Annotated in this window: 17 protein-coding genes and 1 pseudogene; 9 read left to right on the plus strand and 9 right to left on the minus strand. The window is 75.0% G+C overall.

Features of this window, described 5'->3' with window-relative positions; genetic code table 11:
• The first annotated feature begins 59 nt into the window (after positions 1-59).
• Positions 60-566 carry a MarR family winged helix-turn-helix transcriptional regulator gene (locus tag ACFYOU_RS27510; protein ID WP_389768208.1) on the plus strand — a complete coding sequence of 169 codons (507 nt, stop codon included), beginning with the start codon at positions 60-62 and terminating at the stop codon, positions 564-566.
• Here the strand turns inward: ACFYOU_RS27510 and ACFYOU_RS27515 are convergent.
• The gene (locus ACFYOU_RS27515) at positions 539-1624 is read right to left on the minus strand and encodes an FAD-dependent oxidoreductase (RefSeq protein WP_391309255.1); all 1086 of its coding nucleotides are present in this window, start codon (positions 1622-1624) and stop codon (positions 539-541) included. The genes ACFYOU_RS27510 and ACFYOU_RS27515 overlap by 28 nt on opposite strands.
• Positions 1625-1829: 205 nt before the next feature.
• Here ACFYOU_RS27515 and ACFYOU_RS27520 point away from each other — a divergent pair, with 205 nt between their 5' ends.
• Both ACFYOU_RS27520 and ACFYOU_RS27525 read left to right on the plus strand, forming a co-directional pair.
• Positions 1830-2993: an exonuclease SbcCD subunit D C-terminal domain-containing protein gene (locus ACFYOU_RS27520; protein ID WP_391309256.1), complete on the plus strand. Its 1164-nt coding sequence runs from the start codon at positions 1830-1832 to the stop codon at positions 2991-2993.
• Positions 2990-6079, plus strand: a complete 3090-nt coding sequence (locus tag ACFYOU_RS27525; RefSeq protein ID WP_391309258.1) for an AAA family ATPase — start codon at positions 2990-2992, stop codon at positions 6077-6079. Before ACFYOU_RS27520 ends, ACFYOU_RS27525 begins: the two co-directional genes overlap by 4 nt.
• A 16-nt stretch (positions 6080-6095) precedes the next feature.
• On the opposite strand, the gene ACFYOU_RS27530 is transcribed toward ACFYOU_RS27525, so the two are convergent.
• A complete protein-coding gene (locus tag ACFYOU_RS27530; protein ID WP_391309260.1) occupies positions 6096-6542 on the minus strand; it encodes a winged helix-turn-helix transcriptional regulator in 447 nt (148 codons plus the stop codon).
• 168 nt (positions 6543-6710) lie between these two features.
• On the opposite strand from ACFYOU_RS27530, the gene ACFYOU_RS27535 reads away from it, so the two are divergent.
• Entirely contained in the window at positions 6711-7205 is a 495-nt protein-coding gene (locus tag ACFYOU_RS27535; RefSeq protein ID WP_389768218.1) for a rhodanese-like domain-containing protein, read from the plus strand.
• Positions 7206-7271: 66 nt separating this feature from the next.
• Positions 7272-7776 (plus strand): annotated as a pseudogene (locus tag ACFYOU_RS27540) (class I SAM-dependent methyltransferase); the annotation flags it as partial.
• Positions 7777-7856: 80 nt separating this feature from the next.
• Here the strand turns inward: ACFYOU_RS27540 and ACFYOU_RS27545 are convergent.
• Positions 7857-8651: an ATP-grasp domain-containing protein gene (locus ACFYOU_RS27545; protein ID WP_391309262.1), complete on the minus strand. Its 795-nt coding sequence runs from the start codon at positions 8649-8651 to the stop codon at positions 7857-7859.
• 179 nt (positions 8652-8830) lie between these two features.
• Between ACFYOU_RS27545 and ACFYOU_RS27550 the strand changes: the two genes are divergently transcribed.
• The gene (locus ACFYOU_RS27550) at positions 8831-8968 is read left to right on the plus strand and encodes a hypothetical protein (protein WP_391309265.1); all 138 of its coding nucleotides are present in this window, start codon (positions 8831-8833) and stop codon (positions 8966-8968) included.
• Positions 8969-8978: 10 nt separating this feature from the next.
• Here the strand turns inward: ACFYOU_RS27550 and ACFYOU_RS27555 are convergent, their stop codons facing one another.
• On the minus strand, positions 8979-9875 hold the full coding sequence (locus tag ACFYOU_RS27555; RefSeq protein WP_391309267.1) for an ATP-grasp domain-containing protein: 897 nt from the start codon (positions 9873-9875) through the stop codon (positions 8979-8981).
• A 53-nt stretch (positions 9876-9928) separates the two neighbouring features.
• Positions 9929-11620, minus strand: coding sequence for a DUF885 family protein (locus tag ACFYOU_RS27560; protein ID WP_391309269.1), 1692 nt, complete (start codon positions 11618-11620; stop codon positions 9929-9931).
• Between the two features lie 271 nt (positions 11621-11891).
• On the opposite strand from ACFYOU_RS27560, the gene ACFYOU_RS27565 reads away from it, so the two are divergent.
• Entirely contained in the window at positions 11892-12422 is a 531-nt protein-coding gene (locus ACFYOU_RS27565) for a hypothetical protein (RefSeq protein ID WP_391309270.1), read from the plus strand.
• A gap of 34 nt (positions 12423-12456) precedes the next feature.
• Here ACFYOU_RS27565 and ACFYOU_RS27570 read toward each other — a convergent pair whose 3' ends face one another.
• The 4 genes from ACFYOU_RS27570 to ACFYOU_RS27585 form a co-directional block, all read right to left on the minus strand.
• Positions 12457-13893, minus strand: a complete 1437-nt coding sequence (locus tag ACFYOU_RS27570; protein WP_391309272.1) for a GNAT family N-acetyltransferase — start codon at positions 13891-13893, stop codon at positions 12457-12459.
• Positions 13894-13986: 93 nt separating this feature from the next.
• Positions 13987-16782 carry a DUF6493 family protein gene (locus ACFYOU_RS27575; protein WP_391309274.1) on the minus strand — a complete coding sequence of 932 codons (2796 nt, stop codon included), beginning with the start codon at positions 16780-16782 and terminating at the stop codon, positions 13987-13989.
• A 68-nt stretch (positions 16783-16850) separates the two neighbouring features.
• Positions 16851-18272 carry an SWIM zinc finger family protein gene (locus tag ACFYOU_RS27580; protein WP_391309276.1) on the minus strand — a complete coding sequence of 474 codons (1422 nt, stop codon included), beginning with the start codon at positions 18270-18272 and terminating at the stop codon, positions 16851-16853.
• Positions 18273-18416: 144 nt separating this feature from the next.
• A complete protein-coding gene (locus tag ACFYOU_RS27585) occupies positions 18417-19889 on the minus strand; it encodes an aminotransferase class I/II-fold pyridoxal phosphate-dependent enzyme (protein WP_391309278.1) in 1473 nt (490 codons plus the stop codon).
• Positions 19890-19936: 47 nt separating this feature from the next.
• Between ACFYOU_RS27585 and ACFYOU_RS27590 the strand changes: the two genes are divergently transcribed.
• Both ACFYOU_RS27590 and sigJ read left to right on the plus strand, forming a co-directional pair.
• Positions 19937-20929: an EamA family transporter gene (locus tag ACFYOU_RS27590; protein WP_391309280.1), complete on the plus strand. Its 993-nt coding sequence runs from the start codon at positions 19937-19939 to the stop codon at positions 20927-20929.
• A gap of 85 nt (positions 20930-21014) precedes the next feature.
• Positions 21015-21896, plus strand: coding sequence for an RNA polymerase sigma factor SigJ (gene sigJ, locus ACFYOU_RS27595; RefSeq protein WP_391309281.1), 882 nt, complete (start codon positions 21015-21017; stop codon positions 21894-21896).
• Positions 21897-22207: the final 311 nt, after the last annotated feature.

The raw sequence follows: 22207 nt of genomic DNA on the forward strand, positions 1-22207 counted from the left end.
GCAACCAACCACGCACCCGCAGGGGACTGCGCACGCCCACCGGGCCGTACCCTGGCCGGATGGCGAGACGCATGAGCGGGCAGATGGACGTCGTGACCGGCCTCGTACGGTCCTCGTACCTGGTCAACGCCGTCTACGCCGAGTCCGCCCGCGCCCTCGGACTGCCCCCGCAACAGGGCCAGCTGCTGTGCGTGCTGATGCCGCAGCCCTACCCCATGAGCGAGCTGGGCGCGATCCTCGGGCTGGCGAAGTCGAGCCTGACCGGCCTGGTCGACCGGACCGCCCGCCGCGGCCTGGTGCGGCGCGAAACCTGCCAGCACGACGCGCGGGCCGTCGTCGTCGGCCTCACCGAGGAGGGCGCCGTACTCGCCGAGGAGTTCTACCGGGGCACCCGCCGACGCGTCGACGCGCTCCTGGACGACCTCTCCGGGGCCGAACGCACCGCCCTCGCGGAACTGCTCGGCAGGGTGGTCGAGACCAACCGGGTTCCGGTCGTCTTCCTGGAGCCGGACGGGGCGCCGGCGCCGGCGGGGGACCGTCACGACGTGCCGAACAGCTCCGCGTAGCGGTCCGTGCCCAGGTCCGCCCCCTTGTACTGCGTGACCGTCTCCGCGAACAGCACGGACGGGCCGTCGGGGGTGGCCGTCTGTCCGACCCCGGCCCGGGGCCCGAGCGGGAGGAGGATCGAAGCGGGGGACGTCCGGTAGACGGCCGACGGCTGCTCGCCCCGCACCTGGGCGAGGACGTTGCGGGCCACCACCTTCGCGTGTCGCACCGCGTGCGCGGCCATCTTCGCTTCGTCGAGGTCGGTGAGGTCGCCGGCCGCGTAGACGTGTTCGTGCCCGTCGACCTGGAGGGTCCCGCTCACCCGCACCGGCCCCCGCGCCGTTCGGGCCGCCGCCAGGTCGGGCCCGAGGTAACTGCTGTCGATGCGGACCCCGTGGCAGCGGAACCAGATGTCGGCCCGGAGCTCGCCGTCGGTGGTGGCGACGGTGAAGCCCGCCCGCCGGCCCGGTTCGGTCGGTGGCTGCGCGGTGAGCCGGGTGCCCAGCCGCAGTTCCACCCCGAGGCCGTCGAGCTGGCGCCGCAGCTCCTCGCGCATCTCCGGTGCGAACGCGGGGACGAGCCGTTCCGCCGGATCGACGACGGTCACGTGCTTGTCCGGCCAGACCGCCTTGACCTCCCCGGACAGTTCGAGGCCGACGGGACCGGCGCCGAGGATCAGCACCCGCTCGGCGGCCGAGAGTTCCGCGTGCACGGCGCGGAGCCTCGCCAGCGCCTCGCTGCTGGAGTCGATCTCCCACTTCGCGGGGAACGGATAGCCGGAGCCGGAGGCGAGCACCAGGTAGTCGGCGTCGATCCGCTCGCCGGACGCCAGGGTGACGCCGCCGGGGTCCACCGACGCGGCCCGCGCACGGACGAACCGGCCGCGCTTCAGCAGCGTGTCGTACGGGAAGAAGACGTTCTCCGCCCAGTCCGGGCGGACCAGTGCGCGCAGCGCCCCGGCGGCATGGACGAAGGCGTCCTTCGGATCGATCAGCACGACGTCGGCCTCTTCGTCCAGCGCCTTGGCGACCGCCGAGCCCGCGTAGCCCCCGCCGACGACCGCGACGACACGTCCCATGTCTCCCACTCCCCTAAGTAGTTCGTATTGCGAACCGTATTGGTTCGTGGTGCGAACTAGCAAGGGGCGGCGAAGGGTGCGGGCCCGTGCCGGCCCGGGCGCCCGCAGGCGCTAGCGTGGTCGACGTGAACAGCGGGGACCGGTGCGGGGCCGGTCCTCGGCCCAGGGGACGAGCAGGGGGAAACATGCAGGTCGGAGCGGTATCGTGAGGATTCTGCACACCTCCGACTGGCATTTGGGTCGGACGTTCCACCGGGTGAACCTGCTGGATGCCCAAGCCGCGTTCATCGCCCACCTGGTCGACACGGTCCGCGAGCACGAGGTGGAAGCCGTCGTGGTCTCCGGCGACGTGTACGACCGCGCCGTGCCCCCGCTGGCCGCCGTGGAGCTCTACGACGAGGCCCTGCACCGGCTCGCCGAACAGGGCGTACCCACGGTGATGATCTCCGGCAACCACGACTCCGCCCGGCGGCTCGGCGTCGGCGCGGGGCTCCTCGGCCGGGCGGGCGTCCACCTGCGGACCGACCCGGCCGCGGTGGGAACCCCGGTCCTGCTGCCCGACGCCCACGGCGACGTCGCCTTCTACGGGCTGCCCTACCTGGAGCCCGGCCTCGTGCGGGACGAGTTCGGCGTCGAGCGGGCCCGCCACGACCACGTGCTCGGCGCCGCGATGGACCGGGTGCGCGCCGACCTCGCGCAGCGCCCCGCCGGCACCCGCTCGGTGGTCCTCGCCCATGCCTTCGTCACCGGCGGGCAGGTCAGCGACAGCGAACGCGACATCACCGTGGGCGGGGTGGCCTCCGTCCCCCGGGAGGTCTTCGACGGGGTCGACTACGTGGCACTCGGCCACCTCCACGGCTGCCAGACCCTCAGCGAACGGGTGCGGTACTCCGGCTCCCCCCTCGCCTACTCCTTCTCCGAGGTCGACCACCGCAAGACCCTGTGGCTCGTCGACCTCGACGCGGCCGGCGCGGTGCGCGCCGAGCGCATCGACTGCCCGGTGCCGCGCCCCCTCGCCCGGCTCCGCGGCTCCCTGGCCGACCTCCTGGAGGACCCCCGGCTCGCCCCCCACGAGAACGCCTGGGTCGAAGCCACCCTCACCGACGCGGTCCGCCCCGACGACCCCATGGCCCGCCTGCTCACCCGCTTCCCGCACACCCTGAGCCTGGTCTTCGCCCCGGACCGCGCGGACGGGGACGAGGGGACCTCCTACGGGCAACGCCTGTCGGGGCGCACCGACCAGGAGATCGCCGAGGACTTCGTCGCCCACGTCCGCGGCGCCGGCCCCGACGCACCCGAGCGGGCCGTGCTGCGGGACGCCTTCGACGCCGTCCGGACCGCCGGCACCGTGCGCGAGGTCGCCCGATGAGACTCCACCACCTCCGCATCCAGGCGTTCGGACCCTTCGGCGCCGCCCACCGGGTCGACTTCGACGACCTCGCACGCGCCGGACTCTTCCTGCTCCACGGCCCCACCGGCGCGGGCAAGACCTCCGTCCTCGACGCGGTCTGCTACGCGCTGTACGGATCGGTGCCCGGGTCCCGACAGCAGGGCCAGGGCGCGCACCTGCGCAGCGACCACGCCGACCCGGCCACCGTCACCGAGGTGAGCCTGGACCTCACGGTCGCCGGCCGCCGCATCGAAGTGACCCGCAGGCCCCCCTGGTCCCGCCCCAAGAAGCGCGGATCCGGCACCACCACCGAGAAGGCGTACAGCGCCCTGCGCGAGTACCGCTCGGGTGCCTGGACGGACCTCAGCCGCTCCCACCAGGAGATCGGCGAGGAGGTCGGGCAACTCCTCGGCATGACCAAGGAACAGTTCTGCCAGGTGGTGCTGTTGCCCCAGGGCGACTTCGCCCGCTTCCTGCGCGCCGACGCCGAGGCCCGGGGCAAGCTGCTCGGCCGGCTCTTCGACACCGGCCGTTTCGCCGGCGTGGAACAGCGGCTGGCCGAGCACCGCCGGGCGGGGGAGGCCGCGGTGCGCGAAGCGGACACCGCACTCCTCGCCCTGGCCAACCAGATGGTCACCGCGGCGGGTGCCCTGCGCGAGGGGGCGACGGACCTCCCGCTGCCCGACACCGCTCCCGGCGAGCCCGGTCTCAGCGCGGACGTCCTCGGCTGGGCCGCGGTGGCCCGGACCGCGGCCCGCGAACGCCTCGCCCACGCCGAGATCGCCCTCGCCGCCGCCGAGTCCGACGTTGCCACCGCTCGGCGGACCCTGGCCCGGGCGGCCGAACGCCACCGCCTCCAGGCCCGGTTCGCCCAGGCCCGACAGCGGGCGGCGGCCCTCGCCGAACGGGCCGCTGAGCACCGCGCGGACCTGCTGCGCCGGGAACGGGCCGGCAAGGCCGAGACGGTGGCCCCCGTGCGGGACCTGCGGACCGCCGCCGAGGCCCGCCACCGCTCGGCCACCCGTACCGAAGCCGAGGCGCGCGCGGCCCTCGACGCGCTGCCCCCCGACGCGGAACCCGTGGCGGCAGCCGGCGCGGCCCTCGAAGCCGAATCCGGCGGGAACGAGCCGCTTCGCAGCGCCCTCTCCGGCCTCGACGTCAGCGGGCTGCGCTCGGCCGCCCGTCGGGCCACCGAGGAACTGGGCGGCCTGGAATCCGCGCGCCGCGCCGAGCGCCGTCTCACCGAGCTCACCGCCGAACTCACCACCTCCCGCGGCGAGGAGCGCGCCGACCAGGAGATCGTCCTGGAGGCCACGGGCTGGCTCGACGACTGGGACGCCACCCGTGCGGCCCTCCGCCGGGACATCGACACCGCCCGGGAAGCGGTGGCCAGGACCGAGGCGCTGGCGGGACAGCGGGAACCCGCCCGCCTGCGTCTGGAAGCCGCCCGACTGCGCGACCGGCTCGCCGAACGGGTCGTCGAGACCGAACGGCGCCGCCGCGAGGCCCACGACCGTGCGGGCGAGGCCCGCCAGCAGTGGCTGGACCTGAAGGAACACCGGCTGAACGGCATCGCCGCCGAACTCGCCGCGACGCTCCTCGACGGGCAGCCCTGCGCTGTGTGCGGCGCCACCGAACACCCCCACCCCGCCCGCAGGACGCCCGGCCACGTCGACCGTGCCGCCGAGGACGCCGCCCACGACGCCTACCAGCGGGCCGACGCGGACCGTACCGCCGCCGTCGAGCGCAGCGCCCGGGCCCGTGAAGAGCTCGCCGGCGCGACGGCCGGCGCCGGGGACGAACCCGTCGAACGGCTCGCCGCCGCCGTCACGGAGCTGAGCCAGGAGCACGCCGCCGCCCACCGGGTCGCCGCCGGGCTGCACGCCGCTCAGGAGGCCCTGGACCGGGCCGAGGGCGAGCACGCCCGCAGGCTCGCCGCCCAGCAGGAGGCCGCCCGGCGCACCGCCTCCCGCGCCTCCCGACGGGAGGCCCTGGAGCGCGAGGCGGCCACCCTGGCACAGGAGTTGGAGCGGTCCCGCGGCAGCGCCGTCAGTGTGGCCGCCCGCGCCGCCGACCTCGAACGCCGCGTGGAGTCGCTGCACACCGCGGTCGACGCCGTGCGCGCGGGCGCCGAGGCCGCCGGGCAGCTCAAGGAGGCCGACGCGCGGGTCGCCGACGCCGTTTTCCGCGCCGGCTTCGCCACCGACGAGGAGGCCGCCCTGGCCCGACTCGACCCCGCGGCACACCGGGAACTCCAGCAGCGGATCGACACCTGGCAGCGGGCGGACGCCGAGGTCCGCGCCACCCTCACCGAAGCGGACACGGTCGCGGCGGGAGCCTCGCCCTCCGCGGACCTGCCGGGCGCCGAACAGGCCGCGCACCGTGCCGAACAGCGGCTCCGGGACGCCACGACCGCGCTCGCCGCCGCCGACCGCGACCGCGACCAGTTGGACCGGCTCTCCGCACGGGCCACGGACGCCGCCCGCGCACTGGCCCCGCTGCGCGAGGAGCACGAGCGGGTCGCCCGGCTCGCCGGTCTCACGGCCGGTACCTCCGCGGCGAACGAACGCCGGATGCGTCTGGAGTCCTACGTGCTGGCGGCCCGACTGGAACAGGTGGCCGCCGCGGCGACGGCCCGGCTGGCCCGGATGTCACAGGGCCGCTACACCCTCGTGCACTCCGACGACCGTGCGGGGCGGGGGCGTTCGGGCCTCGGCCTCCATGTGGTGGACGCCTGGACGGGCCGGGAACGGGACACCGCGACCCTCTCCGGCGGAGAGACGTTCTTCGCCTCGCTGGCCCTCGCGCTGGGCCTCGCCGACGTGGTCTCCGACGAGGCCGGGGGCGTACGGCTCGACACCCTCTTCATCGACGAGGGGTTCGGCAGCCTGGACGACCAGACCCTGGACGAGGTCCTGGACGTGCTCGACTCGCTGCGCGAACGGGACCGGTCGGTGGGGATCGTGAGCCACGTGCCCGATCTGCGTCGCCGGGTGCACGCCCAACTGGAGGTCGTGAAGGGGCGCGGCGGGTCCTCGGTGCGCCAGCGCGCCGGGGGCCGCTGAGCCGGGCGGCCCGCGGTCACCGGGCGAGCGCCCGCCGTGCCAGGGGCGACGAGTACACCACGCTCGTCGTCACCGAACCCAGCGTGCCGATCCGGCCCGACACCTGCTCCAGATGGCTCATGGACCGCGCGGCGACCTTGATCATGAAGCAGTCGTCGCCCGTGATGTGGTGCGCCTCCAGGATCTCGGGCGTCGCGGCGACCAGGTCGTGGAACGGCTTGTAGTTGCCGGTCGGGTAGCGCAGCCGGACGAACGCGAGGATCGGCAGGCCCAACCGCTGCGGATCGAGCACCGCCGCGTAACCCTGGATGACGCCCGCCTCCTCCAGCCGCCGCACGCGCTCCGTCACCGCGCTCGGTGACATCGACACGGCACGGGCGAGGTCCGCGTAGCTGGCCCGGCCCTCGCGCTGGAGGACATCGAGGATGCGCCAGTCGGTGGCGTCGGGGAATTGGTCGGTCATCACCGAGGAATACCAGGGGAATCCACGGCGGGACAAGCCCGGTCCCGTGGATCGGCCGTTCTCCCGCGGCCGGGGGATCCGTAGATTCTTCGGTGCCGGCAGAGCACCGCCCCGCCCCCCCGGGGGGGGCGGGGGAGCCGGGAGCACCGACCCACGGAGGAACCCACGATGACCACCAGCACCGCCCGCGCCCGCACCGCCCCGCACCCCGTGCTGCGGGTTCCGCCGGCGTCCCCCGAGCGGGCCGCCGCCCACTTCGCGGCGAGCCTCGCCTTCCACACGGACGCCTCGGACGTGGCCGCCGCGCTCGCCGACGACGGGGACCCCGGGTTCGTCGTCGTGGACTGCCGCTCCACCGAGTCCTGGGACCAGGGACATCTGCCCTCGGCCGTGCACCTGCCCACCGCGTTGATCCCCGAGCAGGCGGACCGGCTCCTCGACCGGTCCGTGCCGGTCGTCACCTACTGCTGGGGGCCCGGCTGCAACGGCGCCGCGCGGGCCGCCCTCGCCCTCGCCGAACGGGGGTACCGGGTCAAGGAGATGCTCGGCGGGTTCGAGTACTGGGCACGGGAGGGCTTCCCCTACGAGACCTTCGAGGGCCCCGCACGCCGGGACCCCGACCCGCTGACCGCGCCGCTCGACGCCCAGCACTGCGGCTGCTGAGCGGGTGAGCAGCGGGGGAGGCCCCCCGACCGGGCGAGGCCCTGCCCAGGCCCTGGGTTGGGCGGGGTGACCGAGCCCCCCTTCCTCGCCGCGGTCCGGGAGTCCTACGACACCGTCGCCGCCGACTACGCGCAGCACGTCAAGGCGCCCTCCGAACGGGATCCGCTGTCCCGGGCGGTGCTGACCGCGTTCGCCGAACTCGTCCGGACCGGGGCCCACGGGCCGGTCGCCGACGTGGGGTGCGGTCCCGGCAAGGTGACGGCGCACCTCGCCGCACTGGGGGTGCCGGCCTTCGGCATCGACGTGTCGCCGCGGATGGGGGAACTGGCCCGGGAGGCCCATCCCGCACTGCGGTTCACCGTGGGTTCCATGACCGCGCTGGAGATCGGTGACCACCGACTCGGCGGCCTCCTGGCCCACTACTCCGTCCACCACACGCCGCCGGAGTCGCTTCCGGGCGTGTTCGCCGAGTTTCCACCGCACCCTGGCGCCCGGTGCGCCACTGCTGCTCGTCAGTCGGGTCGGGCACGGTGAACACGTCCGTCTGACGCACGCCTACGGTGAGCACCCCGCGCCCGGTCGCCAGCTTCCTGGCCGTCGCGCGGTGACCGCTCCGGTCCGGGACCGCGGTTCCCGTTCCCGCGCCTGCTCCTACCGGGGGCGCAGGAACGTTTCATCCGCCGCTGTGACGCTCTCCCGGGGGCGGGCGGCGCGCAACAGCACCTCCAGGGCGGCGTCCGGATCGGCCGCGTAATGGCCGCTGGCCCAGGCCGCGTTGGCCTCGATCACCGCCCAGCCGCCGTCCACCAGCCGCCCCACGTCCACCACGATCGCCGACGGCAGCCGGGGCCCCGCCGCCACCACCCGGGCGGCGAACTCGCGCACCCGGGCACCACAGGGATCCGCATCGAGCGGGAGGAGGTCCCGACCGCCCCGCACCCCGTAGCGGCTGCCGGTGCGCACCTCGCCGTCCAACAGGAACAGGCGGTACTCGGCGGTGAACGCCACGACATCGCTGACCAGTACCGGGGTGGTGTCGTCCAGGGCGTCGGGACCCGGCAGCCGACTGCCGTCCGGGTAGATCCTGGCCGGAAAGCTCTTGTCGTTGGGGGGCTTGACAAACGCGGGCCGCCGCAGTGCCCGCGCCGCGGCGAGCGGAACGCACTCGACGTGCCGGCCCGTCAGTTCCCGGGGAAGCGCCGCCAACCAGTCCACCGGGGCCTCCAACAGACCGAGCCCCAACTCCACCGCCACCACGTCGGCGAACCCCGGACCCGCGAACAGGGCGGGCCCGGGCGCACCGCGCACCGCGTCCGGCACCCACCGCCCCGGCAGCACCTCGCAGCCGAGCCCGCGCCGCTCGGCGGCAGCCGCCAGGGCGCGGCCGGTCGCCGTGGGCCGGGGCGGCAGGAACAGGGTGCGCGAGGGGGACGTCGTCGAGGTCACGAGGGGCAGGGTCCCGTATCCCGGCTCCCCGGGGACAGCGGATTTCCCCGCGCCCCTGGTGACGGGAGGTCGCGGAGGAGGCGTCCCGCGGAAACCGGTGGCGCGAGGCGACCGTGCCGTCCACCCGCGCCGTCCTCCTGGCGTCTCGGCACGCGGCCACCGAGGGCGGGGAGGAAGCCGTGATCCAGGTCGATCCGGCGAACCCCGCATCCGCGGCGGTCGCGCGGCGGGCGGGGTTCACCCCCGGCCCGCGGCCGCACGGCGACGCCGTACGGTTCGACCGGTACGTCCGGGACCTGCGCGACCCGCCCCCGTGAGGACCGGCAGCTACCGGACGACCCCGTCGACCGGGGCCCGGTACAGCACAGCGACCAGCGTGTCGACGGCCCCGCCGGCGGCCCCGTCCCGGGGCAACCCGCTGACCTGCCCGTCCCCGACCTCCACCACCCGCCACTCCCCGTCCGTCCGCAGCGCCAGGTCCGTCGTCACGAACCGGCAGTCCAGCGCGGCGACGGCCGCCCGGACCCCCGCCAGCTCCGGAACCGGACAGCCGCCCGGGGTGTCGGGGTGCGCGGTCACCAGGACCGGCTCGCCGTCCACCCACCACACCCGGGCCTCGCCGCCCGCGACGAACGGTTCGAACTCCCGGAGCACCAGCCCGCCGGCCAGCGACTCGTCCTGGAGCGCGAAGAAACGGTCCACCACTGCGGCCAGTCGCTCCGCGTCCCCGAGGTCGGGCACGTGACACGCTTCGTCCCACTCGTGCTTGCGGGACTTCACGTAGTCCTTCACCACCGCCGCGCCCGGTCGCAGCGAAGCCGCCAGTTCCCCGAGCGCCGCCCGGTCGGGCGGGGCCGACGGCACGGCGGCCCGCCAGGCACTGCGCGGGGTCAGCTCGGCGAACGCGGCGTACCACCCGGGCAGTTCATGGGCCCGGGTGTACCGCGCCGGCCCGGTCAGCAGCGCACACCCCCGTTCCTGCACGGCCCGCGCCAACTCCCCGTATCGCCCGGCAGGCACCATCCACCCCCGGTACCAGTAGGCGCCCGACCCGGTGGGGACGGCGGCCACCGCCGCGTGGGCCGCGCCGGCGGTGAGTGCGTCGTGGTCGAGCAACGCGAGCGGTGCGCCGGCCGCGCGCACGGCCGCCGCCTGCGGCCCGAACTCCGGGTCGACGCGGGTCGGGCGCAGCGGGTCGCAGGGGAACAGGAATCCGGGACGCACGGGCGTTCCTCCGAAGCGGGGGCGGACGAGCAGGAGCGGACGGCGCCCGCCCGCTACAGCCGGGACAACTCGTCCACCAGGTCGTCCAGGCCCAGGGACCCCTGGGAGAGGGCCGCCATGTGCCACGCCTTGGCGTCGAACGCCTCCCCGTGGCGCTCCTTGGCCCGCTCCCGACCGAGCAACCACGCGCGCTCGCCGAGTTTGTAGCCGATGGCCTGACCGGGGATCGACAGGTACCGGGTCAGCTCGCTGGCCACGTAGTCGGCCGGGCGGCTGCTGTGCGCGCCGGTGAACTCCTCGGCCAGTGCGGTGGTCCAGCGCTCGCCCGGGTGGAAGGGCGAACCGGCCGGGATCTCCAGCTCCAGGTGCATGCCGATGTCCACGATGACCCGCACCGCCCGCATCATCTGGGCGTCCAGGTAGCCGAGTCGGGTCTCCGCGTCGGTGAAGAAGCCCAACTCGTCCATCAGCCGCTCCGCGTACAGGGCCCAGCCCTCGCAGTTGGCGCTCACCCCGCCGACGCCCGCCTGGTAGCGCGACAGGTCCTCCTGGACGTGGGCCCACTGCGCGAGCTGGAGGTGATGGCCGGGCACGCCCTCGTGGTACCAGGTGGACACCAGGTCGTAGACCGGGAAGCGGTCGAGTCCCATGGTCGGCAGCCAGGTGCGGCCCGGGCGCGAGAAGTCCTCGGACGGCGCCGTGTAGTACGGCGCGGCGGCCCCTCCGGGCGGCGCGATCCTGGACTCCACGACCCGTACGCGGTCCGCGAGTTCGAAGTGCGTGCCGTCCAACGCGTCGATCGCCCGGTCCATCAGGTCCTGGAGCCAGACCCGGACCTCCTCGACGCCCTCGATGTGCCGTCCGTGCGCGTCGAGGTGGGCCAGCGCGACCCACGGCGTGGCGGCGCCCGGCAGCACCTTCTCGGCCTCCGCCCGCATCTCCGCCAGCAGCCGGTGGTACTCGGACCAGCCGTACGCGTACGCCTCGCCGAGGTCGAGGTCCGTACCGTTGAAGTAGCGGGACCACCGTGCGTACCGTTCGCGGCCCACCGGGTCCGGCGCTCCCTCGATCGCCGGGGCGTACTCCGCGGCCATCCAGTCGCGCAGTTGGGCGAACGCCGTCCGGGCGATCCGGGCGGCCTCGGTCAGCTCCGCGCGCAACGACTGCGGGCCGGGGGCCACGAACTGCTCGAACCAGGAGTCGCCCGCGGCATCGGGCTCGGTCCACTCGGTGAGCTGGCCGATGAAGGTGGCGGTGGGGCGCGGACCGGCGAACAGCTTGCGCTCCAGGCCCAGGGCCAGCGACTCGCGGTACCCGGCCAGCGCGGCCGGTACCGCGCGCAGCCGGACGGCGAGCACGGCCCAGTCCTCGTCCGTGTCGGTCGGGGTGAGGGAGAACGCCTCGCGCACGTCGTGCGGGGGCGAGAACATGTTGCCGACCGCCCTCAGGTGCTCGTCCGCGTCGTGGACGGCCAGTCCCGCGGTGAGCCGTTCGCGCAGCAGCCGGCCGCAGCGGCGTTCCCGGTCGGCGCCGGCGCCCGGCAGCGCCTCGGCCGCGTCCAGGCGGGTCAGCGTCCGGCGGGCCAGGTCCGCCCGGGCGGCCTGGCCGGCGGGGGAGTAGTCCGGAAGGGCACGGTGGCTCGCGCGAACCCCCAGGTAGGTGCCGGTCACCGGATCGAGGGCGACGAGGTCGTCGACATAGGCGTCGGCGACCTCGCGGGGCAGCGGGCTCTTCGTCTCTGACATGCGGACATCCTCGTACGCGGACCCGTACGTCGTCACGGGGGCCTCGGTGTTCGTGGCGGAGGCAACCGGGTGGCCGATCGGCCGGAACCGTCGCCCGCGGTCCCCCGTGATCGGAACTCCGTTCGATTCCTCCGCGGGTCCGCCCCGTCGACCGGAGTGGCCCGGAATGCACCCAGTGCCACCGGAGCGCCCGTCGGACGTGTAACTTCGGGCCCGGGCGCCGCGATCCGGAACCGTACGGGCGCCCGGGGACGTACCTGGGGGCGGGACGGTGTCGACGAAACCGACCGGACTCACCTTGTGGCAGCTCGTCGTCGTGACCGTTCTGGGCGCCCTGCTGGTGGGACTGACACTGCTGTTCGGACTCAATCGGCTGATGGGGGGCCTGCTGCTGGACGACGACGACTGCCTCGGGACCAAGGCCAGGGCGGACGAGATCTCCTCGGTGTCCCTCCTCGGGTCGCCGCCCGAAGGAGCGCGGATCGCGACGGGCTGGCAGACCCTGGAGGTGGGCTGCATGGACGGCCGCGACGACGAACTGCTGTCGGCCACCCGCAGCTACGAGTTCGACGGCGACCACCAGGTGGTCCGGGACCACTACCGCGCCTTGGCGGAGGGCGACGGCTGGACCCGGGTGACCACCGCACGGGCAGCGGGCGACTCCCGGGTGCGGCGCACCGACGTCTGCTTCGAGAAGGAGTTGGCCGGCGGCCGGGTCCTGTTACGGGTCTCCTTCGACCCCGGAGTGTTCTGGGTGGGCACCGAGACCGCGCTCGACGACGACGAACACGTCCACTGCTGAGCGCCCCCGGCCCGCCGGGCGACGCCAGCGTCCGTCACGGGGCGGGCGGCGCGGCACCGCGGTCGGCGACACCGGCTGCCGACGGCGAAGGGCTGCCGGCCGCGACCCCGTCCAGCCGGGCCGTGATGACCAGCACCCCTTCGTCGAGCTGGTAGTCGAGCGGTAGTCCCAGCCCGCGCATCACCGCCACCATCGCGGTGTTGGACGCCTGGGTCACCGCGTAGACGCTCGCGCAGCCCGCCTCCTCGGCCGTGGTCACCAGGCGCCCCAGGAGCTCGCTGCCGATGCCCCGTCGTTGCCACGCGTCCTCGACCAGGAGGGCCACCTCCGTCTCGTCCCCGTCCCACAGCAGGTGCCCGAGCGCGACGATCCGGCCGGAGGCGGTCCGCGCGGCCAGGGTGCGGCCGAAGCCCGGGGCCAGCAGCCGGCGCAGGTACGGGTCGGCGTCCTTGACGGAGCCGTGGTACCGCATCCGCAGCGTCTGGGACGAACACCGCTCGTGCAGGGCCTTCGCCTCCGCGAGGTCCGCGGGCGAGGCCCGCCGCACGGTCACCTCCCCACCGCGCGCCAGGGCCACCCGGTCCTGCTGCCGCGGCACCCGGGGACCCAGCCGGGTGTCCAACTCCACCAGCGCCCGGGCGCGGGCGAACTCCGTCGGCGTGAAGGGGAGGTGGGGCCGTTCCACGGTGAGGTGGCCGCCGTCCGGGGCCCGCAGCCGCAGGACCGTGTCCCCCGGCAGGACGCCCTCCGCCGACGCGTCGGGGTGGTGGGCTCCGGTGCGGGGAGCAGGGTGGGAACGGACCGTGCAGCGGCCCAGGAGCTGACGGAGCGCCAGCGGGAGTTCCGCCGGGTCCAGAGCGGTGCGGGTGGCGAGGCCCAGGGCCCGGGTGGACGCGTCGACCAGGTCGTGCGGGTCGGCCCGTTCGATCCGGGTTCCGGTACCGCCGGCCCGGGCGACGGCCCGGGTGACCTCGCCCGCGGGGAGCCCCGCCGGCGCCCGCACCAGGAGTTCGTCCACCGTGCCCTCGGCCAGGGGGTGGGTCTGGAGGCCCAGGATGTCCACCTCGTGCTCGGCCAGGGCCGCGCACAGCGCCGCGAGCGAGCCCGGGGCGTCGCGGACCGTGGTGCGCAGCCGCCACAACTCCGTCGCTCCCGGCCCTTGCGGACCGGGGACCGCGGACGGGACCCGGTCCGCAAGGGCGTGCGGCGCCGTCCGGCCGGGCCCCGCCGGGTGGTCGTGGCCGCGCGAGCGGTGGGCCCACCAGGTGTGGAACCCCGCCGTGGCCAGCAGCACCACCGCCGAGACCAGCAGCAGCGCGGGTCCGCTCGGCCCGTGGCCGATCAGATTGGCCACGGCGTCCGCCACGGCCACCGCCGTGAACAGGGCGGCCAGCTCCACCACGTCCCGGCGCCAGTGGTGTGCGCGCCGCTCGTGGCCGGCGGGGCGGGGGACGGGGAGGTCTCGACTCATGCCGTCACTGTGGTGCGGACGTGTTGCGTGATCACGAACCGTTTGTGACCGATGGGTAAAACACCCCGCGCGCCGCCCCGCCCCGTGCCCCGATCACCCGGTGGACTCCTCCCCGAGCGCCGCGTGCAGGCGTCGGGCCTGGGTGAGCAGCCGGGCGCTGCCGCTGCGGGCCGCCAACTCCGCGAGGTGCGCGACCGTGCCCCGTTCCCCGGTGCGCTCCGCGCACTCCGCCGCCACGGCCAACAGGTCCGCCACGCCCCGCAGGGCCTTGCCGTCGTGCGCGGGGCCCGCCAGCAGCGCGGGCAGCGCTTCCCGCAGTACCGCCCCCACCGTGCGGTACGCGCCCGTCGCCGCTGCCGTGCGCACGCTGTCCACGGCGCGCGACGGCTTGACCGTGCCGCGGAGCATCAGGGTGCTCAGCAGGTCCCCCAGCAGCGGGGCGTCGAGCTGCCCCCGCGCGGCCAGCACCAGCAGGGCGTCCACCGCAGCGACCCGCTCCTCGCTGTTGCGCGCACCGATGCCGTACGCCATGGAGAGGTGGACCGCGGGACCGGCCGGGCCGGGCGCCTCGGCGAGGCTCGGCAGATAGGCCACGTCACCGCTGGCGTTGTACCGGGCGGTCTGCGACAGCAGACCGACCAGCCGGGCCGCCACCAGCTCCCGCCGGCCCGGCACGGTCAGCAGTTCGTGGCCCTCGTGCTCGACGGTCCAGTGGTAGCAGGACCGGCTCGCGTGGGTGTCCGCCTCCAACGGGGCGCCCATGGCGCGGAACACGCCCGGAAGCTCCTCGAAGAGGCTGTGCACCTGGCCCACCCCGACCAACAGGGCTTGGCTCTCCTGGTCCGTCACGACCCGGATCGACGGCGGCGGGGGCTCGCCGTCGGTCAGCCAGCGGGCGAGACGGTCGCCCTCCGGCGTTCCGAGCCCGCTGGCGGCGGTCGCGGCAGCGGCGGCCTCCGGGGAGGGGCCCGTGGCCGTCCCCGGGTCCGCCCGCTCGTCCCGGCGCACCCGCAGCAGCGCCTGTGCGAAGTCCACCTCGCCGGGGCTCACCCCCAGCCGTCGGTACGCGTCCAGCCGGGCCACGAGTTCCGCCGGATCGACCTGCCCCGAGGTCCAGGTCGGGGTGGCCAGGAGGAACGGCGGCCGGTCGCTGCCCACCCGGTACGCCGCCTCCCACAGACGGGCCCGACGGGGTTGCTCCAGCACCGCGTGCACGCAGCTGTCCAGGCCCTGTGCGCTCCTGCGCGCCGCCGTGTGGAGCGTGGCGGTGCGCACGACCTCGAACAGGCTCGCGAGGACCACCTCGATCCCGTACGTGTCCACACCGAAGTTGATGTTCGGCCGCCCGTGCTCGGACGCTCCGGGGTACCACCAGCGCCGCACGACGACCGGGCGCACCGCCTCGACCAGGGCCTCCCGGTCCGTGTGCGCGTACCGCACCAGGGCGTCGAGGACGCGTTCGAAGGTCACCGCGTCGCTGCGGCCACTGCTCGTCAGCAGGGCGCCCACCTCCTCCGCCAGCTCCGCCACCGACCCGATCGGCGGGACCCGCCGGCCGGGCTCGGGCACCGGCGGCAGGAACTCCTCGTACGGTTCCGTCTCCGTGGACTCCAGGGCCCCGGGCGCACCGCCCAGGGCGCGGGCGGCGCGCGGGCGCAGGGGAGCGCTCAGCTGATCGGCCGCAGCCAGGACCTCCTCCCGGACGGCGCCGGGCACCTGGGCGGCGTACTTCTCCACCAGCTTGAGGGCGCGTTCCTGGAGGTCGGTGTCCTGGTGCCCGAAGGCATAGGCGACCGCGGGCAACAGCTCCGGCAGCAGCTCCGGCGAGGCGCTGAACACCTTCCCGAGCAGGATGAGTTGGGATCGTACGAGCTTCTTCTCCGGACGGAACAGCGCGCCCCGCGACACCTCCGCCAGCTGTCGGGCCGTCAACTCCCCCTCCAACGCCATCGAGCCGAGGACCGCCTGGGCGTGTGCGGCCACCGTGGGCCCGGCGTCCGCCACCAGCGCCGTCCAGTCCGCGGTGCGCTGCCGCTCCTCGTCCCGCGTGGGCGCCAACTTCCCCAGCAGGGTGAGGAAGGCCCGCTGGTCGGCGGTCCTGCCGCCGCGCAGCAGCCGGGCCACACAGGCGTCCAGCATCGCCGTGCGGTCCAGGGCGCCCTCGGCCGTCAGCCGGATCAACGTCGGTATCCAGCCCTCGGTGCCGTCCCTGCCGTAGCTCCACTCCAACTGCGTGCCGATGTCGTCCAGTTCGAACAGGGCGGTGACCATGGTCACCAGATGCGGATCGGAGCGCAGCCGGTCCAGCAGCTCGGGACCGGCGGCCAACCAACGCCGTCTGACGTCGTCCATCCACCCGCGCACGTAGCTCTCGGTCGTGGGAACCGCGCAGTCGGCGAGCCGGACCAGCCCGGACATCAACTCGTACGCCACCCTCGCGGACGGCGGGCGCTCCGCGAGCCGCCGGGCCACGTCGCCCTGCCACGCGGGACCACGGTCGGCGAACACCTCCAGCAGCAGCTTGGGCGGGGCCGGGGACCAACGCATGTCCGCGCCGGTCAGCCAGGTCGCCGTGGCCACCGCGCCGGTGTGGCAGGCGGCGCCCGCCGCGTGCAGGGCCGGGTACGTCCGCCGGGACCGGCGGGACCACGAGTCCGTCCGCAGTTCCTTGCGCAGCGCCTTCAGCCCGGACAGCGCCGCACGGCGCTCGTCCGTCGTCATCGCCCGGGCCAGGGTGACCACCGAGGACACGTTTCCGTCCCGCACGGCCGCCACGAGTGCGTCCGTGGCCTGTTGCGGCGTCCGGGCCGCCTGCCCCGCCTGCCCCGCCTGCGCCGCCCGGTCCGCCGGGTCGGGGGATGCCGTCGTCCGTGCCGTCTGCGTGCTCATCGTTCCCGCTGCCTTCGTCGTGTCGTGTCGGGGGTTCGCCGGGTTCGTCACCGCTGCCTGGCCGGTCGTCATCGGACGCCGGTGTCCGTCTCCACCGCGGGGGCCGGGGCCGTCCGCCCGGCGCCGACGGGGGCCGTGACCTCCCGGCGGGCCATCCGCACCGCCAGCGCGTGCTTGCACGGGCCCCGCCCGCCCCGGTACGCGGCCCACCACTGGCAGGTGCAGCTCAGTCGGCCGCCGTCCTCGCGCACCCGGTGCACATGGCCGTCCTCGGCGGTGACCGTGCCCAGGGCGCCCTCCAGCGTCACGGCCCCGGCCTGCACCAGGGCGCGCGCGGACCGCAGCCGCGGATTGTGCCGCTCGGCACGGGCCGCGTCGTAGGGCAGCTCGCGGTGGAAGTAGGCGGCCTCCGCGGTGTCGTACCCCACCCGGCCCGAGGTGCCGAGCCGTACCAGGGCGGCCCGCACCCGCTCCGGGGTGAGCCCGGAGGACGCCGCGAGATCGGCGATCTCGATCCGGGGCTCCCAGGCCAGCAGCACCCCGATCAGCTCCGCGTCCTCCCCGGCCTCGTCCGTCGCCAGCGCCTCCAACACCCCGCCCTCACCGGAGAACCCGCGCGACGCCTCGGGCGACAGGGTGAGGGTCAGCCGCATGCCGGGCAGGACGACCTCCCAGGCGGCCGAGACCGCCGCCTCCCCGACCGCGGCCGGACCGTAGATCCGCAGCGCCGTGGCGTGCCGCAGCACCCGCTGGAGGGCGACCAGCCGATCGGGACCCGGCAGGCACACCGCGCCCGGCACCGGCCGGGTGGTCTGCCGCAGGCTCCGTCCGGCGGGCACCACCCACAGCGCCGGACGCGCCCGTCCACTGCCCTTCGGCAGCGAACGGAGGAAGCGCACGGCCTCGCCGGCCGGCAGTTCGGCCCGCAGTTCGAAACCGGCCGCTATCACCTGTGCCTCGGCGAACCCCCGCAGCCAGCGGTCCGGCAGCGGCACCTTCTTCTCCACGACGGGCCCGTCCAGCGTGGTGACCACCATGTCGTCCGGGCCGACCCGCAGGTGCAGGGGGTCGTCCGAGCCGATCCGGGACAGCGCCTCGCGCAGGGGGTTGTTCACGTCCACGTTCGTCGTGCCGTGCCCGATCTCGCCGCCGTCCAGCCCCGGCGCCAGGACGTCGAGGCGCGCGTACACCCCGCCGCACCCCGAGAACGACTCGAACCGGATGCGGTCGCCGTTGCCCGTGACCACCGGGTCGAGCGAGGCCCGCAACTGCGGCTGGTAGTACCGGGCCGCCGCCACGTCGGCCACCGCGAGCAGGGCGGCCGAAGCGATCTGGGGCGAGGTGAGGAAGCCGGTGAAGAACCGGGGGTGGGCCTCCCGGCCGGTCGGCGTCGCGCCCTGGGAGGTCTCCAGGCCGAGGCGCCGACCACCGGGCACCGACTCCAGCGAAGAAGGGCGTGCGTAGGCCAGGGCGTGCAGTGATCGGGTCATGGGAAAACGGTAGGTGTCCCCACTGACAATCGGCCTGACCTGCGGGGACGTTGGGCTCCGGGCCGATCGCGGACGCACTCGACGCACCCTCGCGATCCGGCCACCGCGGCGGGGTCACGCTCGGTCAACCCGCCCCGGGCGGGCTCACGTCCGACTCGCCGCCCCCACCGCCGCGGCGAGTCGCCGCACCCCGTCGACGATCCGCGCCGGGGGCAGGTGCGCATAACCGAACACCAGCCGTACCGCGCCGTCGTCGGGAACCGAGGAGGCGTGCGCCGCGTACGACGACAGGGGCCGGACGGCGACGGCGGCCGCCTCCGCCCGGGCCAGGAACCGCGCCTCGGGCCCGAACCGCCCGGGCAGCGCGGCGATCACGTGCAGCCCCGCGGAGATCCCCGTCACCCGAGCGCCGGGGAAGCCCTCCCGCACCGCCCCGACCAGGGCGTCCCGTCGTTCCCGGTAGGCCCGCCCGCACCGCCGCAACTGACGGTCGTACGCTCCGCTCTCCACGAACCGCGCCAACACCTCCTGGTCGGCGGCCGGATTGCCCAGGTCCATGGTCCGCTTGCGCTCCACCAGCGCGTCGACCAGCCGCTCCGGCGCCAACAGCCACCCCAGCCGCAGCCCCGGGGCCAGCGACTTGCTCACCGATCCCGTGTAGAGCACGTGTTCCGGGTCGAGGCCCTGGAGGGCGCCCACGGGGGAGCGGTCGTACCGGAAGTCGCCGTCGTAGTCGTCCTCCACGACCAGCCCGTCCACCGCCCGCGCCCACTCCAGCAGGTCGGCCCGCCGCCGTGCCGAGTACGCGATCCCCAGCGGGAACTGGTGCGCGGGTGTGGTCACCACGCAGCGCACCCCCGATGCCGCGAGGGGACGGAGGGCCACCCCCTCCCCGTCCACCGGCAGGGGCACGGCACGCACCCCCGTCGCGGCGAACAGGTCGCCGTGCGGCGGGCTGCCCGGATCCTCGACCCCCACCGCACGCTCCCCCTGCGCGTGCAGGACCAGCCCCACCAGGGTCAGCGCCTGGGCGACGCCCGAACACACCACCAGGCGCTGCGGATCCGCCACCACCCCGCGCCTGCGGGCCAACAACCCGGCGAGGGCCGTACGCAACCGGGGCAACCCCCCGGGGTCGGGATAGCCGAGCGCCCCGTGCGGCACCTCGGCCAGGACCGCGCGGTGGGCGGCCGCCCACCCCGTGCGCGGGAACAGCGACAGGTCCGGCGTGCCGGGCTGGAAGTCGACGCCCGGACCGGGCCGGCGCGGGGCACGGTCCCGGACCGCCGGACGGGCCGCCCGCGCCGCGCCGCCCACCCAGGTGCCGGCCCCGCGGTCGCTGCGCAGATACCCCTCCGCGGTCAACTGTTCGTACGCCTCCGTCACCAGCCCGCGCGACACCCCGAGGTCACCGGCGAGGTCGCGGGAGGACGGCAGCCGGGTCCCCGGGGCCAACCGGCCGCTGCGGACCGCCTCGCGCAGCGCCGACCGCAGGGCCCGCCCCCGCGACCGGGCCGGCGCCGCCACCGCGGGCCGCAGCAGTTCCCACGCGGCGCTACCGGGCCCGCCGCCCCGGCCCGCCGCCCCGTCACCGGAAGTGGTCCCCGATACGCTCATGGAAGTGGACCTTAATCCGGTCCACCCGCGTCCCTAACGTCGGTCCCATGAACGCGAACTCCGTGCGCGGAGCCCTGTCCGCCGCCCTCGCCTGCGTCCTGGTCGGCGGCTCCTTCACGGCCAACAGCCTCCTCGGTGACTACCCCTACGCGGGCGGTCTGTTCCTCCGCTACGGGCTCGCCTTCCTGCTGCTGCTCCCGCTGGTGGGACCGGGCGCCACGGCCGCGGTCCGCCGCTTGGCGGCCCGCCAGTGGCTGTTGCTGCTTCTGCTCGCCGCCGTCGGCATGGTCGGGTTCAACTTCGCCGTGCTCGCGGCCGAGCGCACCGCCGAACCCGCGGTGCCCGGGGTGCTCGTCGGCTGCGCGCCGATCGTCGTCGCCGTCCTGGTGCCGGCGCTCGCCGGGCGCCGACCGGGCCGGGCGGCGCTGTACGGCGCCCTGCTGGTCGCGGTGGGCGCCTTCACGGTCCAGGGGTGGGGGCGCACCGACGCGGCCGGGTTGGCGTTCTCCGTCTGCGCGCTGCTCGGCGAGGTGGGGTTCGCGGTGCTCGCCGTGCCCGTGTTGCGCCCGCTGGGACCCAAGCTGTTGTCGGCGGTGGTGTGCGGGCTCGCCGCCGTCGAGTCGGCGTTCCTCGGGGTGCTGCTGGACGGCGGTGCCTGGCTGCGGATGCCCGACCTGACGGAGGCGTTCGCCCTGGGGTGGGTCGCCGCGGTCGTCACGGTGATCGGCTTCGTCTGCTGGTACGCCGGTGTGCAGCGCATCGGGGCGGAGCGGGCCACGCTGTTCTCCGGGCTGATCCCGGTCGCTGCCGCCGCCACCGCGCCCCTGGTCGGGGCCGGGACCTACGGCACCGCCCAGGCGGTCGGCAGCGGCTTGGTGGCGGTGGGGGTGGCCGTCGGGGCGGGCCTCCTCGGCGGGCGGCCGGGCGGGGCGGCGGCCGGGCCGCCCGACCCGACGGGCGCCGGGGTCGCCCGGTCCACCGGCGAGGTCCCGCCGGCGCCGCGTCGGTCCGTGGACCCCGCCGGTGTCGACGGCCCCTGAGCAGGGCACCCGAGCCGACCCGGGGCACCTTGGGCCGACCGGTACCGGCTGGACAGCGGGCCGGACCGCGGGGTGGGATGGGGGCGTGGCTGTCGACACCGCGACCGAAGTCTTCGAGGAGCACCGTTCCGTCCTGACGGGCGTGGCGTACCGCATGCTCGGCCGGGTGGTCGACGCCGAGGACGTCGTCCAGGACGCCTGGCTGCGCTGGTCGGGCGCGGACCGCAGCGAGGTGCGCGACCCGCGGGGCTACTTGGTCCGCGTCACCACCCGGCTCGCCATCGACCGGCTCCGCCAGGTGCAGACCCGGCGCGAGTCCTACGTCGGCCCGTGGCTGCCCGAGCCGCTGGTGACCGACTTCGGGTCCGTCGCCCAGGACGGCGCGCACCGCGTCGTCCTCGCCGACACGGTGTCGCTGGCCGTACTGGTGGTGCTGGAGTCGTTGTCGCCCCTGGAACGCGCGGTGTTCGTCCTCCGGGAGGCGTTCGGCTACCCGTACGGGGAGATCGCCGTCACCCTCGACCGCACCGAGGCCGCCGTCCGGCAGCTCGCCAACCGCGCCCGCAAGCACGTCGAGGAGCGGCGGCCCCGCTACGACGTCGATCCGGACGAGCGCCGCGACCTCACCGAGCGCTTCCTCGCCGCCGCGGCCGAGGGCGATCTGGAGCGGCTGCTGTCCATGTTGGCGCCGGACGCGCGGCTGGTCGGCGACAGCGGGGGCAAGAGCAGGGCGCCGCTGCGCGTCATCGAGAGCGCCGACAAGGTGGCCCGCTTCCTCTGCGGCATCGCCCGCAAGGACACCGGCGGGGGCACCACGTTCGAACTCCTCGAAATCAACGGAGGGATCGCGGTCCTCGCCCGTGAGGACGGCGCACCCGACGCGGTCTTCCAACTGGACGCGGTGGACGGTCGCGTTCAGCACGTCTACATCATTCGAAATCCGGACAAACTCATCTCACTCAGATGAAGTCCCTCTTGGGTGCCCCCGCGTGAGTTTGTGCGCGGGGGCGCTCGGCTGTGCGCCCACTCGTCGCCGGCGCGCCGGAAAGTAAAGGTTTCGTCATGTGACGATCCCTGTACGCGATGTGACAAGTGCCTTGCGGGCGTGTGAGCATCGCTAACGCCTCATGAATGTTGTCTTGACTGGAGCGGGATCGACCCCGTGTCGATTCAGAATTGGTCTTGACCAAGGGGTGGCTCGGCTCTATCGTCGCAGACATAGTGCAGGAACCTTTAATAAACAAGGGCGCTAAAAACGCTTCTGGGACACGGCGATTG

The sequence above is a fragment of the Streptomyces sp. NPDC005955 genome (assembly GCF_042871255.1).
Taxonomy (GTDB): domain Bacteria; phylum Actinomycetota; class Actinomycetes; order Streptomycetales; family Streptomycetaceae; genus Streptomyces.